Origin of the sequence: Bacillus sp. RCC_6_1, from assembly GCF_041360755.1 — a bacterium.
In the GTDB taxonomy this organism is placed as follows: Bacteria; Bacillota; Bacilli; order Bacillales; family Bacillaceae_G; genus Bacillus_A; species Bacillus_A cereus.
The window spans coordinates 48,726-64,664 of the sequence record NZ_JBFUPV010000002.1 but is presented as its reverse complement, the minus strand read 5'-3'; the positions used below and the strand labels follow the sequence as shown (position 1 = coordinate 64,664).

Here is a 15,939-nt window from a genome sequence, read left to right as displayed (position 1 = left end):
GTGTGTGTCTCAATTATTTACATGTTACTTTCGCGTGATTTAGAAGTAGAACGGGCCGGAGCGATAACTAATTGTCTCGGCTCAGTTTTCTTGAAGTGATTTTTGACGTTACACTTACGACGTTGAACAACCCACGCTTTAATAGGGTTTGTTAAAATAATCTTTTGCTCTTCGTTAGGGGCCTCTTCTTCAATCTTACAACTCTCGCTCCATTTATTCCATTTCATTGTAAATTTAGAAGAAGAATGATCATTTTCACGATCAAACAAGTGCAAAAAATCCATTTTTCCATCTAGCATTACGGTGTTACTAGTCGCTAAAAAAGAAAAGGTCGTCCAACGTTTCTCCATGCCCTCCTACTCCTTTTTCACATATAGAGTGCCTAAAACTTAATTTACCTAAAATATGCTTGCCTTTTACCTTACACCCATAGTTTATCCAAAATGCTCTTATGCAACTATCGATTTGCCTTACAACTACCTTACATTTTTGTAAGAAACAAAAAAACCTTCACTCTATATAATGAAGGTTTCTCACTTTTTATCTATATGATCTCTCATATCATCAAGTCCAGCTTCTTTTAGCTGCGACATCATACCGTGCGAAATTGCTCCTAACACTAAAGTCATTCCAATTAATGAAATACGAATCGCAGGTACATCAATTACGTAAGCCAACAGGCCAAGAACAATTGTTAAAAGTAATGCTTTTATAAATGTTACACTTGTGTACTGTTTCTTCTTCATCATATTCACCCTTTATGGAAGCGTTTTCTTAATATACTTAGTATATCATATCATCAGATGATTTTGTCGTTATCTTTGTAAAAAATTACTATCTCCTTTGACTTTTTCTATTCTATCCTTTACAGTCGAAATGTTCATAAGTTTTACACTGTAGGAGGATTACAATGAATATTGAAATAAAAGACACTTTAATTTCTGAAGAACAATTACAAGCAAAAGTTAAAGAATTAGCACTTCAAATCGAACGTGACTTTGAAGGAGAAGAAATCGTAGTTATCGCCGTATTAAAAGGTTCATTCGTATTTGCTGCTGATTTAATTCGTAACATCAAAAATGATGTAACAATTGACTTTATTTCTGCATCTAGCTACGGAAATCAAACAGAAACAACAGGAAAAGTGAAACTACTAAAAGATATCGACGTAAACATTACTGGGAAAAACGTAATTGTTGTAGAAGATATTATCGATTCTGGTTTAACACTTCATTTCCTAAAAGATCACTTCTTTATGCATAAACCAAAAGCACTCAAGTTCTGTACATTACTTGATAAACCAGAACGTCGTAAAGTAGACTTAACAGCTGAATATGTTGGCTTCCAAATTCCAGACGAATTCATCGTTGGATACGGTATCGACTGTGCGGAAAAATATCGTAACTTACCATTCATTGCTTCAGTTGTAACGGAATAATCGTATAACTTAAAAAATCGATAGTACATAAAATGTATATCGGCGATTTTTTAAATATATCGACTTACCGACAATAACTGACAATCTTAGCACCCAATTAATAGGGAGAAGCTGTTCTAAAATACATGGGAACAGCTCCTTTCTTTCCATTACAAACTACAGGGAGAGATGAAATATGACAAAGACAAAATTTGAAAAAGTACTCCTCATCGTAAATCCGAAAGCTGGTCAAGGTGACTTACATACAAATTTAACGAAAATCGTACCACCTCTTGCCGCAGCTTTTCCTGATCTACATATCCTTCATACGAAAAAACAAGGTGATGCAACAAAATATTGCCAAGAGTTTGCTAGTAAAGTAGATTTAATTATCGTCTTTGGTGGTGATGGAACAGTATTTGAATGCACAAATGGCTTAGCACCTCTCGAAACTAGACCTACACTTGCAATCATTCCAGGTGGAACTTGCAACGACTTCTCTCGCACACTTGGTGTTCCGCAAAACATTGCAGAAGCGGCAAAACTTATTACAAAAGAACATATAAAACCAGTTGACGTTGCAAAAGCAAATGAACAACATTTCTTAAACTTCTGGGGCATTGGACTCGTATCTGAAGTATCAAACAATATCGATGCAGAAGAAAAAGCAAAGCTTGGTAAAATCGGTTACTATTTAAGCACAATTCGAACTGTAAAAAATGCTGAAACATTCCCAGTAAAAATTACTTATGACGGACAAGTATATGAAGACGAAGCTGTCCTTGTCATGGTTGGAAATGGTGAATATCTTGGTGGTATTCCATCCTTTATTCCGAACGTAAAATGTGATGACGGAACACTTGATATTTTCGTAGTCAAATCAACAGGTATTCAAGCATTTAAAGATTACATCGGAAAGAAACTATTTGAAGACTCAAATGAAAATGACATCTTCCACGTAAAAGCGAAATCCATTCATATTGAAACGAAAGAAGAAAAAGAAGTAGATACAGATGGAGAAAGCTCGCTTCATACACCTTGTCACATTGAATTATTACCAGGACACTTTACGATGATTTATAATCCTGCGGTTGTGTAATAAAAAAACGAGTGCTAGCACTCGTTTTTTCTCTTCTAATCTAGTTATATTGTTGGATCATTTCCTCTATTTCTTTAACTCTCTCTAAAGTAATTCCATTTCTTTGTTCGATCGCTAAAGGATGCTCGGTTGGCTCTAATTCAACATACGGTGCCATTCCAACTTCTCTTATATGTACATTTGTTTTTAAATTTAATGTTTCTGGATAAACTGGTATTTCTACAGATAACCAACCAAAATAAGGATCACTATTTTCTCGGCCTCTCTCATCCCACTTTTCTAATACTTCATCATAACTTTCTTTACTAAGTGATACCCACACAGTCCATATGAAATTTTCGTGGTAGTCAATTATAGGAATCTCTAAACATCCTCTAATAAAATAATGTTCACCATCCATTACACAAAGATCTGATGTTAAATGGAAGCGTTCCTCTCTTTCATGGGGCGCTACCTCGTAATAATAATATGGTGCTTCACTTCCGTAGCATAGAGGTAGTGCAAAACGATGCATTTGTACTTTTTCTCCGGATTTTCTTCTTCTTTTCATTTGTCATTCTTTCTCCTATCCTTTTCAGTCACAATCAAACTCTACCCAATTTCTCCAATGCGTATTAGCATTTTCATTCACAATAACACTTGGATCTTTCTTCTCTATTGCAGCGGCTACTGATTGGAAGAATTCATTTTCACTTACTTTTTCGTCTTCAACATGTTTCCATTCTTCCGTTTCATACGCTACTTCCCAGTCGCCTTCTAAACCGAACTCTTCTAAAATTTCTCCTTTATCCCACCACAATAATTTTTGAGCTTCCTCATTAGTAGCAAGCATACGCATAAAGTATGTTGGATAATGCTCTGTCGTTTGTACTTCTATTCCATTATTTATATAATCCTCTTCTGTAAATTCATATTCAAAATGATGCTCGCGAATTTTTAAACTGCCGTTATAAATATTCGGTATAAATTCACCTTCATCATCAAACAACTCATAATCGCCATTATTTAATTGTAAAATGCAATCATCACCCATTGAATGAGTAATTCTATCGCCATATACTTGAATATCATTACATACACCTAATGAACCTACACCCACAATTTGAAACACCATTAGCCAATCCTTAGCATCTTTAAAGAAAAGAGAGAATTTCACTTGTGAAATATCCATATATTCATTATCAAAGGCAGGAAATTCATAGTTACTTTGCTTTTTATCTAATAACCTTAAAATCTCTTTTTGCACATGTATCACCTTTTCATTAATATTATCTAACGTTTACCGTGCTCTCATGTAGCTAGAAAAATTCCTCTTTCATCACTATTCGTATACTCAATCTATCTTAACAAAAATGCTTTTCCTACTTCCATCATATATAGGCCGTACACCGATTCCATTTCTCTTACTTACGCATATATTGGAATATTGTTGCTTCTAATGCAGTGTGTTTTATTTTTGCTCGGAGGTGTTATAAATCGTGTTCGAATGTAAGAACGAACTAAGTCTCTCTAATATAGAAAACTTAAAATATAATTCAAACATTCCTATAATAGTAATAGCCTTCAATAACCTTACTTATGTGAAAAATATGTTAAAACAATTAGAAAACAAAAAGATAAAAAGTGAAGATATATGGATTTGGGACAATAATTCAACCGCTCCCGCTTTGCTTGCTTTTTATGAGCAAATATCAACTAAATATAATTTAGTGAAAAATAATGCCAACTATGGACCACGTTTTTTTGCCGTTCCTTATATTTTCGATTTACTTCCAGATTTTTTTGCTGTAACTGATCCTGATTTATCTTTTAATGAAAAAATGCCAGATAACTTTTTAGAGTATTTAAAGCAGTTAACAATCGAGCTTTCACTCTTTAAAGCCGGCCTTGCTTTAGACATTATACCTACTTCTAATTTCAACAGAGAGCTCATGTCAAATGAAAAATGTACAGTAACAGAATGGGAAATGCAGTATTGGCTTTTTCCTATAACTAAATACAATAACCCTAAAGTTTTCAACGCTGGAATTGATACAACTTTTGCTGTTTACAATAAAAAATTTATTAGTAACGGTTTTTATAATGCCGTAAGGGTAGCTGATAATTTCACCTGTAAACATTTACCCTGGTATAAAGACAATATAATTTCAGAAGAAGAAAAAAATATGCTAAATACGAAATGGGCTAACTGGCACTAATAAAACGAAACGTTATTCAGTAGCAGATATTACTACAAATCGAAAACCTACTTTACAGCATATGTAATAATTCAAAAATAGCTTGAATGGTTTCAAGCTATTTTTTATCAAATTTCCTCAATACTATCCAATTGAGTCTTATAACATTCATCACACTCTGGCCTCGTAGGAAGAATCCCTCTTTCATCAGGTAATAAAACCCTCAAAACTTCTCGATCCATCTCTACGAAAGACTTCATAATAATGGGATATCCTTCAATAATATTCGTATACTCAATCCCTTGTTCAAACTTTTTTCCGCTCTTTATTTCTTCTATTATGGTACAAAAAACACTATGCGCGACTTCAGGATCCATATTTAATGCTATTTGTAAATCTTGATGATTAAAGTTATCTCTTAGACCATGCGTATGATAATTAGCATGGATGCCATCAATATCTTCTGCTAATATGCTATGCATGTACCATCCATACTCTTGTAGCATATTTTCTTCCCATTCATCTGCATCCTCTTCTAAATCTTCATCAAACAAATTCGGATCATACCACACGTCCTCGTAATCTCCAGCAATTAAAAATCTCCAACCAGGTGGTAACCCTAAATACTTCTTTATTTCAGGTGCCCATTCATCAATATGTTGAACGTGTAAAGGAAGAAAGAAATCTTCTTCTGTCCCCATTTCTTCACCAGCCCAAATGTACCAACCTGTCGTTCCATTTTCTATAGGCATTCGTAACCCATTAATCGGAGCGATACCATCTTTCACATTTTGCGCTATTCCTAATTTCAAATCATTCGGAGATTCTACATACTCCGCTTTATATTTATCACATATACTCTTCTGTTCTTTTATGTATTTTTCCACCCTTTTAGCACACTCCCCAATTTTTGAAAGATAGATTTCTTTGCCGAAGCACTCTCTAACTTCCATACCCCACACGGATTATAAAATGGATCCTCTTGTTCATATATATCAATTTCAAAGCCAATCTCTTTCTCCTTATGGTGCATAACATTTCCCGCTAATATATAGTTACTTTTACTCACAACTTCTTGTATTAATTCTGTTCTATCTTTCCATAAACCAGGTACTCCAATAACGATTTGTGTCTCCATCATATGCACTCCACTTCTCATCTATTTTCAATCTATTCTTTCAATCTTCCAAACTAAATTAGCTGGGATATCTTTCTCTAAAAAGGTTAACATCCATACAGTTTAGACATCCTACTATGATTAAAATCTCCAAATATAACACTCCATGTGTACATTTATATTTATTTTCGTTTACATACTATTGTTATTCATAATCCATTTTAGCTAATAAACAAACGAAAGAGAACTAGGTGGATTAATGTTTACTTAAGAATAAAAAGTCCGAAACTATATAAAGTGATTTCGGACTTTTTATTTTTAAAATATTAAATTACATTTCGAACAAAAAGGAGCTGAATTTCCTCTTCTAATTTTTGTATCACATTTTGGACAATATACATATCGTTCCTCTACCTTTTGTCGTTCTATCATGTGTAAAGATACTATTTTCATACTGCACATAATTCCAATTAAGATAAGGCTAAAAATGAGTAGCACAACGCTCTTCCTCCCTTAACTACTTACCTATATTTTACCATTAAATAAAGATAATTTTATACTTATAATCCTATCTTGTCCTTCATACTGGAAGAAACTTTCTTTACTTCTATTTACTCATCAGTGTGATTCTTTTTTGTCTATATAAATAAAGAATACCTGTAACTATAAAAACAATCACGCCAAAATACACGCCATATTCTATCGCGATCGCTACAATACTTTCAATATGTTGTCCAAATAAAGCACCGAGCACAAAGTAAACGAGTGTCCAAACAAATCCTGTCATATAAGAATACAAAGCATACGTCTTAAATGACATGTTATTCATTCCAACTAAATACGGTACGATATGTCTTACAACTGGTATGAAGTAACTTGTGACTAACGCATAATGACCATACTTCTCTACCATTTGTTGAGATTTCAAAAGATATTTCGCCTTTTTCTTTTTCATTAGCTTATCAAGTACTTTCGTACCAAATATTTTCCCTAATATATAACCTAAAGAAAGCCCAGATACAACACCTAAATATGTTAATAAAAATGCAGGAATGACACTTAATATCCCTAGTGAAGATACAAAGCCACCACTCATTACGATCATTTCGTCTGGAATTGGCATACCGATAATACCTAGCCATAAACAGAAAAATAATGCCCAATAACCGTATTGTTCAATATAAGATAATAATTCATGTAATTCCATTATGCATATGCTCTCCTTAGCTCTTTTTTACAGCTAAAGACGTACGCTGGTGGGAAATTGAGCCACACTTTCTCTAGCGTAATTTCAGGAAAGAAGTGCTGTATAAATCCTTTTTTCACAAGTGAATATTGAAATGTAATGAATTCACCATTCTCATGTATCACTTCCATCGCATTGCTTAAAATGCGCTTTGAAACTTCTTCTGGTAAAGAAGTGAAAGGCAACCCTGATAAAATGTAATCAATACATTCTATATCGAGCTCTTCTATATACTTTTTTATATTTTCGGCTGAACCGTGTACAACAATGACATTCTGCTCATCTTTAAATTTTCTCTTTAGCTCCTTGCAAAACACTTCATTAATTTCAATAAGAAGAAATATTGTTTCCTTCTTCTTTCTCTTCATAATTTCTTTCGTAAAGACTCCTGTACCAGGCCCTAACTCTACAATGCATTTCGCTTTATTAAAATCAATTACATCTACCATTTTCTTTGCTAATATTTTTGAACTTGGCGCAATTGCACCAGTATGTTTCGGATGTTTAATAAATTCATGTAAGAATGTTATGAGTTGCATATAAACCTCTCCTCATTCGTTCAATAGTTTTTAACTTGTTTCTAAGTATAACTATTATTTCTTAACAAAAATTGAGGAGATTTCTTAAGATTTTATGAAGAATAAAAAAACAGCTATCGCCTCTAGCGATAGCTGTCCCTTATTACTTCGCACTCACGATCTTATAATAAGAACGAACTGTTAAGAAGTAATATCCAATATAAATCGCGCCGTATACTCCGATACTAATTAGAAGCGGAATCATAATTTCAAATGGTAATATATTTGATAAACCTTTTAGTGCAAATAGGCTGTGTAAAATACCAATTACTAACGGAATAGCAAAGATAAAGCTCACTTGTTTTGCGATAGCTCTCTTCATCTCTTGCTTCGTTACACCAATTTTATGAAGAACAACGTAGCGATCACGGTCAGCACTTGCTTCTGTTAATTGTTTAAAGTAAATGATTGAGCCTGTTGCTAATAGGAATACTAATCCTAAGAATAACCCAATAAACATCATTAAGCCTGTTGTTTCAAGCCCCATTTGGAATCCTGTATAGAAATCGTTAAATGGTTTTAAAACTTCTGATTCTCCAGCTGGCATAATGCTTGCTAATTTTGCTGTTAACTCTTTACTATTTCGCTCACCTTTTACATCAATATTTTTTACAGTACGCGTTTCGTTTACTTGTTTCACTTGCTCATATGTTTTATCAGGAACGATTACAAATAGTTCATTTAAATTTGTAAGGCTTCTATTATTTACACCTTTAATTTTTAATTCTTTTGACTCGTTTCCAACAGGGAATACAGCTGTATTTCCTGTATAAAGAGGACCAAAATCAAGTTTCTCAATATATAAGCTATCATATACGAAAGCTTCATTCGCACTTAAATTTACAGGTTCTACATCTAAATGTTTCACAAGTGTATTAAAGCTTGATTGAGAAATAAGCTGGTACTGATTCGTAACATTATAGTGTGTGTTCAGAACTTGATCAGCTCTTTCACCTTTAAATGTTCCCTTCACAGGAATCATTTCAACTTCTGATTCATATGTGACTGGGTGATTATTCTTCTCTCCAGCAAGTATTTCATTTACTTTTTTATCTAATGCTGCATCTTTTTTCTCATAGGAATAACTATACGGCGCAGCAACTTTTGATTGCGTAAATGTGTTGTAATACATCGTAACTGACGTACCAACCGCTGTTAATGTTACCGCACTTAAAATAGCGATTGTCGCCAGTGATTTCGCATTTCCTTTAATACGATATAGTAACTGTGATGTCGTTACCATATTCATACCATTATAAAATGCTGACTTATTATTTCTTGCACGTTTCAATACAAATACTGTGAAGAACATGAACAGTAAATAAGTCCCTGCTACTGTCGCTAATAAAATATATAATGCAACGACCATAAAGTCTGCATACATAACTGCTTTCATGTACATTAATGCTAAAAAATAACCTGAACCGATTAAGAAAACTGAAATTAATGCCATAATGACAGATCCTTTTGGCATTGCTTCTCCTTCACGTTCTGCACGGAAAAGTTCAATTAACTTAAAGCGATAAATTAAACGATATCCTTGAAGTGATGTATATAAAATAATCACAAAGAAAATAATTGCTGTATCAATAATGGCAGCCATCGGTACTTCAAAATGAACGTTTAAATTTAATCCCATCATATTTACTAATAACTCAAGGAATAATTTTGAAAGGACACTACCGATCGCAATCCCAATTACTAATGACATTAATCCCATTAACATATTTTCATAAAAGAGCATTTTACCAATTTGTCTTTTACGAATACCTAATAAGGAATAGAGTCCAACTTCTTTTTTACGTTTACGTGTAAAGAATCCGTTCGAATATATAATAAACACTGCTACGAAGATGATAAGCATCACACTTGAAACTTGGAACGCTCCGCTAATTTTTTTTGAAGCTTCTGCTGCTTTTTCCATTTGTGAATTATATTGCAGTGCTTTAAATGTAAAATAAATAACGATACTAAAAATCATAGATGCAAAATATACAAAGTAGTCTTTAAAGTTCCGCTGTATGTTGCGGAGGGCAATGCTAGATAAGGTCATCAGCCATACCTCCAGAAATAGAAGACATTACGTCAACAATTTTTTGGAAGAACTGTTTACGCGTCGATTCACCGCGGTGTAATTCTTTATATAGTTCACCATCTTTAATGAAAATAACTCGTTTACAATAACTTGCTGCAAATGCATCGTGCGTTACCATTAAAATTGTTGAGTTATCATATTCATTTAACGACTTCATACTTTCAAGTAAATCTGTTGCAGATTTAGAATCAAGTGCTCCAGTTGGCTCGTCTCCGAAAATCATACTTGGATTCGTAACAATTGCACGCGATGCTGCACAGCGCTGCTTCTGTCCACCAGATACTTGATATGGGAACTGACTTAAAATATGATCAATACCGAATTTCTTTGAGATTTCAAGAACGCGGCGATCAATCTCACTCGCTTTCACCTTTGATAACGCAAGTGGTAAAGCGATATTCTCTTTCACCGTTAACGTATCTAATAAGTTATAATCTTGGAAAATGAAACCTAAATGATCACGGCGGAATAACGCTAACTTATCATCATTCATCTTTACAATATCTTTTCCATCAATTAAAATTTCACCGTTCGTCGCATTATCAATTGTAGAAAGAACATTTAGTAAAGTCGTCTTACCAGAACCAGAAGGTCCCATAATTCCAACGAACTCACCTTCTTTTACTTGTAAGTTAATACCTTTTAACGCTGCAAATTTATTCCCACCCGTGTCGTACACTTTTTCAATATTTTTTGCTTCTAACACTGTTTTCATCTCGACATCCCTCATTTCTTCTATTCTCTATTTTCAACTATATACACTCTCTACTCTTGCCACTATCGATGTTTCTTACACAAACATGACAGTTATGTAAGACGCATAAGTAAAGATATAAAAATTTAACCTACTGAACAAAAGTACTTTGTTACTATAACATTGGGATATCATACCATCCATTCATTCTCCTTACAGGAACATTACAATTTTGTAAGGTTAAAAATGTCCCCTACAAAGTTGTGCACGAAATATCGGATGGAGCTATTTCGTTCCTGCTATTCTATGTACAGAGGAGGTCATAATATGGATTCACTTAAAAATATGAATACTGCAATGCGCTATATTGAAGATAACCTTACGAATGAAATTGATTTTAAAGAAGTTGCGAGGCTAGCTCTCTGTTCTGAGTATCACTTTAAAAGAATGTTTTCGTTTTTAGCAGGTATATCACTATCTGATTATATTCGCTGTAGACGTCTTACTCTCGCTGCCTTTGAACTAAAAAATAGCGATGCAAAAGTCATTGATGTCGCTATAAAATATGGCTACAACTCACCAGATTCATTCGCCCGTGCATTTCAAAACTTGCACGGTATAACACCTTCAGAGGCCCGAAATAGTAGCCATTCTTTGAAGGCTTATTCACCAATGACCTTCCAATTATCCATTCAAGGAGGAAATGAAATGAACTATCGAATTGAAGAAAAAGAGCCATTTCGAATTATAGGTATTACAAAACGAGTACCAATCGTTTTTAACGGTGTAAATGAAGAAATTGCTTCTATGTGGAAAAGTTTAAACCCAGATTCTATTCAAACATTAAAGTCCCTTTCAAACATTGAACCTACTGGAATCATTAGTGCTTCTACTAACTTTTCTGAAGGAAGAATGGAGGAAAAAGGAGAACTCGATCACTACATTGGAGTAGCCACAACAAAGGATTGTCCAGAGCAGTTTAAACAGCTTGAAGTTACTGCTTCAACATGGGCTATATTCGAAGCTGTCGGTCCATTTCCTGATGCATTACAAAATGTATGGGGACGTATTTACTCTGAATGGTTCCCTTCTTCGAACTATGAACTAGCGGAAGGACCGGAGATATTGTGGAATAAACAGAAAGATATATCTTCTCCAAACTTTAAAAGTGAAATTTGGATACCGGTTTTGAAGAAGTGATAACAAAAGGAAAAGAGCTAAGCATTGTGCCTAGCTCTTTTTACATATTTGCTTACTCGTAAAAGTGTATATATTTCATCAGTTCTTCGATTCCTTTAAATTGGAGTAATAGTTGATTGTTCAAGTTTTCTAAAGCCAACTGAAAGGAACGTTCAATTTTTCCATAGTGTAATGTTTCTAAATCATCTAGCAAGCTTTTCATATTTTCTATATAATACACGGTTTTTCTCAAACTGCTTATAACCAGTATTTTACGCAGTTCAGATATTGGAAACATTCTATAACCGTTTTCTTTATTTCTTTCTGAGTGGACTAACCCTTCATGTTCCCAATGACGGATAGCCGAAGTATTTACGCCTGCTATGTTTGCAGCCTCTCCAATGCTCATGCGTTCATTTAACTCTACATTTTTATATTTAGTAAAATCAGCATTTTGAATCATGTTTAGTATTTCTTCTACTCGTTTTTTCTTCACCTGAACATTGAATTGCTGTTCATTAATTAACCAAAGTGCTTCTTCAAACTTTACGTTTTTAATCATCCTCATAACTTTATAAACAATAGGTATATCATATCCTTTTAATAATGCTCTAATGGTAATAAATGCTTGAAAGTGTATCGATGTATAAAACCGGTGATTACTTTCCGTTCTTGGCACAACAGGAATGAGATTTTGTTCTTCATATCTTCTCAAAGTTGTTGTACTAACATTTAAGACATTTGCAATTTGTTTAGGGCTATATGTCTCCATTTATTAACTCCTTTTTAAAGTAAAACCTTAAAGTGCTACATTAACATATTTCAAATAAAATCCTTATATATACGAGAAAAAAGTCATAAATCCGGAAGATTGCATGAATGTTATATGATTTTAGTATAAACAATTTAGGAGTGATAGAAATGGAGAAAATCATAAAACTTACGGACGAATCAGTATTAAAGGTTGGTTTGGTTGGAAATCCAAAATTTAGAACAATCATGCTCCCAGTTGCTAAAGAATCTGTATATGGGCAAGATGCTGAAACTTTGAAGTTGTGGGGAGTAGATCCTGAATTTGGAAAACATTTTATTGATGGACTCATAGATAAGTTTCAGATTTTATATTTTGACTACGAAGGCCATCGTTTGCAACATCCAAATCCAGAGAATCTCACACCTGAAAATATAGTAAAAGACCTATTAACAATTGCTGACGAAATGAATATTAATACGTTTAGTTATTATGGTTACTCTTGGTTAGCTTTAGCTGGGTTACAATTAGCCATTCGAACGGATAGATTAGACAGTATAATCATGGGCGGGTTTCCACCAATAGATGGTCCATATAAAGAAATGATGGTAGTAACAAATAAAACATATGAGCAAGCTGTGAATAATCACAATTCTCCTGTTATTGATCAAGCACATATTAATCCTGAAAAAATTGATTGGGATAACATACAGATAAAGATCGACATGAGTCAAACTAAACAGTTTGTTACAATGTACGAGAATTTGATGGAGTTTGATGATCAAGACATCCAACATAAACTAATCATTCCGAGATTAGCGTTTTCTGGGGAAAAAGACACTATTGTTTACGGTGAAAATTTTGGCAATGTAGTAGTTGATATTATTGGTATACTTCAAAAAAACAAACAAAAGTTAGAACATCTTGGATGGGATATAGAAATCTTAAGAGGAAATGATATGGATCACACTAAAGCTATGCAACCTATAACAGTTCTGTCATTGATAAAGCCTTGGTTAATTAAAAATTTGAATATAACTTATTAAATATAGTAATTCGAATAACCTAAAAACAAAGCTGCTCTTCCCTAAAAGGAAAAGCAGCTTTATTTACATTTTCAACTCTTCTTTATAAATACTATATGACTTTATTGTTGATACGATAATGCATATTAATATGATTCCAATCCCTATAAAAATATTAAATGGATCTGGAAGCAAAGCCCCGGCATATATACAAAGTGAACCTATTACAAATACCCTCGAAGCAAATCTATGTGTTTTCCTCCAAACTACAGGATTTTCTAATGTCCAGTCCATTCGAATGCCTACTAACCCGTTCGGCTTCGTTTGTTGCATGTAATTACCTAGTACAAGAAACAATGTTCCAAGTCCAAAATTAAATGCAATTGAGCCCGATGCAATATAATTAGACGCTGCTAATAGCGCAAATAAGTTACAGCCGAATCCTATCAAAAGAATAGCATAACGGATTGCGGAAAGGACTTTAGCATGCTGTTTATACTTATCTTTCGTTACGTCAATATACCCAAGAGCTAGCCATATCAAATACAGCAACATCATGCTACCTATTGAAACAGAACTTGCTTCTACTTTAGAAAAATATCCATCTACTACTCCTGCCGCATTATAATGACGTGGAATTTGTTCTGGTAAATGTGGCCATACAATATACCATCCAATTACAATGCCAATAATTAAACTCCATGGTAATACGTGTCTTTTCATCCTCTCTCCCCCATAATTTTTTATTAAGCCCCTATTTCTTTTTTATAAGCAATATATGAATATCCCATTGTTAATCCTACTGCACCGGTAATAATGCCAATGATTAGGAAACCTTTCCACGCTGCCGGAGCAAAAATACTTAAAATCATAATAACTCCTAATACAACAAACACCTTCCCACTAAAACGGTGTGTCTTTCTCCATACTTCCTCGTTACTTAATGTCCACGGTGTTTTTATACCTACAAAGTAATTTGGTTTACATTGTGGTAAATAGTTACCGATGATTATAAATAAAAGACCAACAAGAATATATGGTGTACTATTCATTGGAATGTCATAACCTAATCCAGCTCCAATTCCAATGATACTTACTAAAAATAATAGGAATAATACGCTATAATTTATTACATTATACCCTTTAGAAAATTTCTCATAATTCTCATGCTTAGGATCTATCTTAGGCAATAAAGTCAATAAAGCATATATAAAAACCATAACTGCAACATCCAAAATCATCATGCCCATTTTTGACATACGCCCATCTACCTCACCAGACACATTCCAATGACTCGGAACCTCTCCCGGTAAATGCGGCCACGCGATGCACCATGCAATAATCGTTAAAGCTATTAATAGTAACGGAAATATATGCTTTCTCATTTCCCCTCTTCCCCCTTATTCGTAAATGTAAACACCCAAGTCAACAAATCTTGAAAGACCGTTGTGTTTAAAGAGTACACAACGAATTGCCCTTTCTTTTCATCTTGAATAAGTTCAGCATTTTTAAGTGCGTTTAAGTGGTGTGAAATACTTGGTTTTGTCATATTGAAATGTTCAGCGATCTCACCAGCGGTTAGATCACCTTCTTTTAATAAGTCTAAAATTTTTCGCCTTGTTGGATCTGCTAATGCTTTGAATGCTTGATTCAATGTCTTTCTTCCTTTCGATAATTAGACATTTAGATACTTATCTAAATGTTAAAATGATTTCAGTTGATTGTCAATTATATACGAGGCCCTTTTTACTTTTCTCACTTTTAACCTATACTGTTTACTAGCTTATCTTTCAACATAATGAAAAGACTTGAAACACATGATACACTATAGCTACAATTGTTTTTCTGAGGAGGAATATACATATGTATAAAATTTTAATCGTTGAAGACGATCCAAATATTTCATCATTACTGCAATCTCACATTCAGAAGTACGGTTATGAAGCTGTTGTTGCAGAGAATTTCGATGATATTATGGAATCGTTTAACGCTGTGAAACCACATCTTGTTTTACTTGATGTAAACTTACCGAAATTCGATGGTTTCTACTGGTGCCGTCAAATTCGTCATGAATCTACTTGTCCAATTATTTTCATTTCAGCGCGTGCTGGTGAGATGGAACAAATTATGGCAATTGAAAGCGGTGCGGATGATTACATTACAAAACCATTCCACTACGACGTTGTAATGGCAAAAATTAAAGGACAATTACGCCGTATTTACGGTGATTATGCACCAAATATTTCTGAACGTATCGTTGAAGTAGAAGGTTTAAAACTATTCCCAGAACGTCCTGAAATTCACTTCGGATCTGAACAAGTTCTTTTAACGAAAAAAGAAGCTATTTTAGCTGAAATGTTATTATCTAAATTCCCTCGTACAGCAAGCCGTGAAGATTTATTAGCTGCGCTTTGGGATGACGAAAGCTTCGTTGAAGAAAATACATTAAACGTAAACATTACGCGTCTTCGTAAAAAGTTTAATGAGCTTGGTATTGAGAACTCTATTGAAACAGTACGTGGACTTGGATATCGCTTTAACGCAACTTGGAGTGAATAAGC

Annotated in this window: 21 protein-coding genes; 6 read left to right on the top strand and 15 right to left on the bottom strand. The window is 33.8% G+C overall.

Annotated elements, in window-relative coordinates:
- Positions 1–17 precede the first annotated feature (17 nt).
- Complete coding sequence (locus AB6801_RS06365; protein WP_000415619.1) at positions 18–350, bottom strand: hypothetical protein; 333 nt, start codon at positions 348–350, stop codon at positions 18–20.
- Positions 351–533: 183 nt separating this feature from the next.
- Positions 534–749 carry a hypothetical protein gene (locus tag AB6801_RS06360; RefSeq protein WP_002001286.1) on the bottom strand — a complete coding sequence of 72 codons (216 nt, stop codon included), beginning with the start codon at positions 747–749 and terminating at the stop codon, positions 534–536.
- Positions 750–910: 161 nt separating this feature from the next.
- Between AB6801_RS06360 and hpt the strand changes: the two genes are divergently transcribed.
- Together hpt and AB6801_RS06350 are read left to right on the top strand one after the other, a co-directional pair.
- A complete protein-coding gene (hpt, locus tag AB6801_RS06355) occupies positions 911–1,438 on the top strand; it encodes a hypoxanthine phosphoribosyltransferase (protein ID WP_001019298.1) in 528 nt (175 codons plus the stop codon).
- Between the two features lie 175 nt (positions 1,439–1,613).
- Positions 1,614–2,516, top strand: a complete 903-nt coding sequence (locus AB6801_RS06350) for a diacylglycerol/lipid kinase family protein (protein WP_000167895.1) — start codon at positions 1,614–1,616, stop codon at positions 2,514–2,516.
- Between the two features lie 40 nt (positions 2,517–2,556).
- Here AB6801_RS06350 and AB6801_RS06345 read toward each other — a convergent pair whose 3' ends face one another.
- Together AB6801_RS06345 and AB6801_RS06340 are read right to left on the bottom strand one after the other, a co-directional pair.
- Complete coding sequence (locus AB6801_RS06345; RefSeq protein ID WP_000830212.1) at positions 2,557–3,066, bottom strand: DUF2199 domain-containing protein; 510 nt, start codon at positions 3,064–3,066, stop codon at positions 2,557–2,559.
- Positions 3,067–3,090: 24 nt separating this feature from the next.
- On the bottom strand, positions 3,091–3,762 hold the full coding sequence (locus AB6801_RS06340; protein WP_001168352.1) for a DUF7003 family protein: 672 nt from the start codon (positions 3,760–3,762) through the stop codon (positions 3,091–3,093).
- A gap of 232 nt (positions 3,763–3,994) precedes the next feature.
- Between AB6801_RS06340 and AB6801_RS06335 the strand changes: the two genes are divergently transcribed.
- Positions 3,995–4,714 (top strand): glycosyltransferase family protein, encoded by a 720-nt coding sequence (locus tag AB6801_RS06335; protein ID WP_000461059.1) that lies wholly within the window; start codon positions 3,995–3,997, stop codon positions 4,712–4,714.
- Between the two features lie 107 nt (positions 4,715–4,821).
- Here the strand turns inward: AB6801_RS06335 and AB6801_RS06330 are convergent, their stop codons facing one another.
- The 7 genes from AB6801_RS06330 to AB6801_RS06300 form a co-directional block, all read right to left on the bottom strand.
- The gene (locus AB6801_RS06330) at positions 4,822–5,580 is read right to left on the bottom strand and encodes a DUF4262 domain-containing protein (RefSeq protein ID WP_000417356.1); all 759 of its coding nucleotides are present in this window, start codon (positions 5,578–5,580) and stop codon (positions 4,822–4,824) included.
- Positions 5,565–5,834 (bottom strand): hypothetical protein, encoded by a 270-nt coding sequence (locus tag AB6801_RS06325; protein WP_000970753.1) that lies wholly within the window; start codon positions 5,832–5,834, stop codon positions 5,565–5,567. Before AB6801_RS06325 ends, AB6801_RS06330 begins: the two co-directional genes overlap by 16 nt.
- Before the next feature lie 294 nt (positions 5,835–6,128).
- The gene (locus AB6801_RS06320) at positions 6,129–6,308 is read right to left on the bottom strand and encodes a hypothetical protein (RefSeq protein ID WP_001986677.1); all 180 of its coding nucleotides are present in this window, start codon (positions 6,306–6,308) and stop codon (positions 6,129–6,131) included.
- Between the two features lie 109 nt (positions 6,309–6,417).
- Positions 6,418–7,017, bottom strand: a complete 600-nt coding sequence (locus AB6801_RS06315) for a DedA family protein (RefSeq protein ID WP_000418923.1) — start codon at positions 7,015–7,017, stop codon at positions 6,418–6,420.
- On the bottom strand, positions 7,017–7,595 hold the full coding sequence (locus AB6801_RS06310; protein WP_001176054.1) for a class I SAM-dependent methyltransferase: 579 nt from the start codon (positions 7,593–7,595) through the stop codon (positions 7,017–7,019). Before AB6801_RS06310 ends, AB6801_RS06315 begins: the two co-directional genes overlap by 1 nt.
- Positions 7,596–7,737: 142 nt before the next feature.
- Positions 7,738–9,687, bottom strand: coding sequence for an ABC transporter permease (locus AB6801_RS06305; protein WP_000176154.1), 1,950 nt, complete (start codon positions 9,685–9,687; stop codon positions 7,738–7,740).
- Entirely contained in the window at positions 9,674–10,444 is a 771-nt protein-coding gene (locus AB6801_RS06300; RefSeq protein ID WP_000859655.1) for an ABC transporter ATP-binding protein, read from the bottom strand. The genes AB6801_RS06305 and AB6801_RS06300 overlap by 14 nt, the downstream gene beginning before the upstream one ends.
- A gap of 306 nt (positions 10,445–10,750) precedes the next feature.
- On the opposite strand from AB6801_RS06300, the gene AB6801_RS06295 reads away from it, so the two are divergent.
- The gene (locus AB6801_RS06295) at positions 10,751–11,623 is read left to right on the top strand and encodes an AraC family transcriptional regulator (protein WP_000377728.1); all 873 of its coding nucleotides are present in this window, start codon (positions 10,751–10,753) and stop codon (positions 11,621–11,623) included.
- Between the two features lie 52 nt (positions 11,624–11,675).
- On the opposite strand, the gene AB6801_RS06290 is transcribed toward AB6801_RS06295, so the two are convergent.
- The gene (locus AB6801_RS06290) at positions 11,676–12,374 is read right to left on the bottom strand and encodes a MerR family DNA-binding transcriptional regulator (RefSeq protein ID WP_370941041.1); all 699 of its coding nucleotides are present in this window, start codon (positions 12,372–12,374) and stop codon (positions 11,676–11,678) included.
- A gap of 149 nt (positions 12,375–12,523) precedes the next feature.
- Between AB6801_RS06290 and AB6801_RS06285 the strand changes: the two genes are divergently transcribed.
- A complete protein-coding gene (locus AB6801_RS06285) occupies positions 12,524–13,399 on the top strand; it encodes an alpha/beta fold hydrolase (protein ID WP_098518497.1) in 876 nt (291 codons plus the stop codon).
- A gap of 63 nt (positions 13,400–13,462) precedes the next feature.
- On the opposite strand, the gene AB6801_RS06280 is transcribed toward AB6801_RS06285, so the two are convergent.
- The 3 genes from AB6801_RS06280 to AB6801_RS06270 are packed head-to-tail and all read right to left on the bottom strand — an operon-like array spanning position 13,463 to position 15,032.
- Positions 13,463–14,101, bottom strand: coding sequence for an SdpI family protein (locus AB6801_RS06280; RefSeq protein WP_000820678.1), 639 nt, complete (start codon positions 14,099–14,101; stop codon positions 13,463–13,465).
- Positions 14,102–14,124: 23 nt separating this feature from the next.
- On the bottom strand, positions 14,125–14,763 hold the full coding sequence (locus AB6801_RS06275; RefSeq protein WP_053514582.1) for an SdpI family protein: 639 nt from the start codon (positions 14,761–14,763) through the stop codon (positions 14,125–14,127).
- Entirely contained in the window at positions 14,760–15,032 is a 273-nt protein-coding gene (locus tag AB6801_RS06270; RefSeq protein ID WP_001070526.1) for an autorepressor SdpR family transcription factor, read from the bottom strand. Before AB6801_RS06270 ends, AB6801_RS06275 begins: the two co-directional genes overlap by 4 nt.
- 209 nt (positions 15,033–15,241) lie before the next feature.
- On the opposite strand from AB6801_RS06270, the gene AB6801_RS06265 reads away from it, so the two are divergent.
- Complete coding sequence (locus AB6801_RS06265; RefSeq protein WP_000276738.1) at positions 15,242–15,937, top strand: response regulator transcription factor; 696 nt, start codon at positions 15,242–15,244, stop codon at positions 15,935–15,937.
- Positions 15,938–15,939 lie beyond the last annotated feature (2 nt).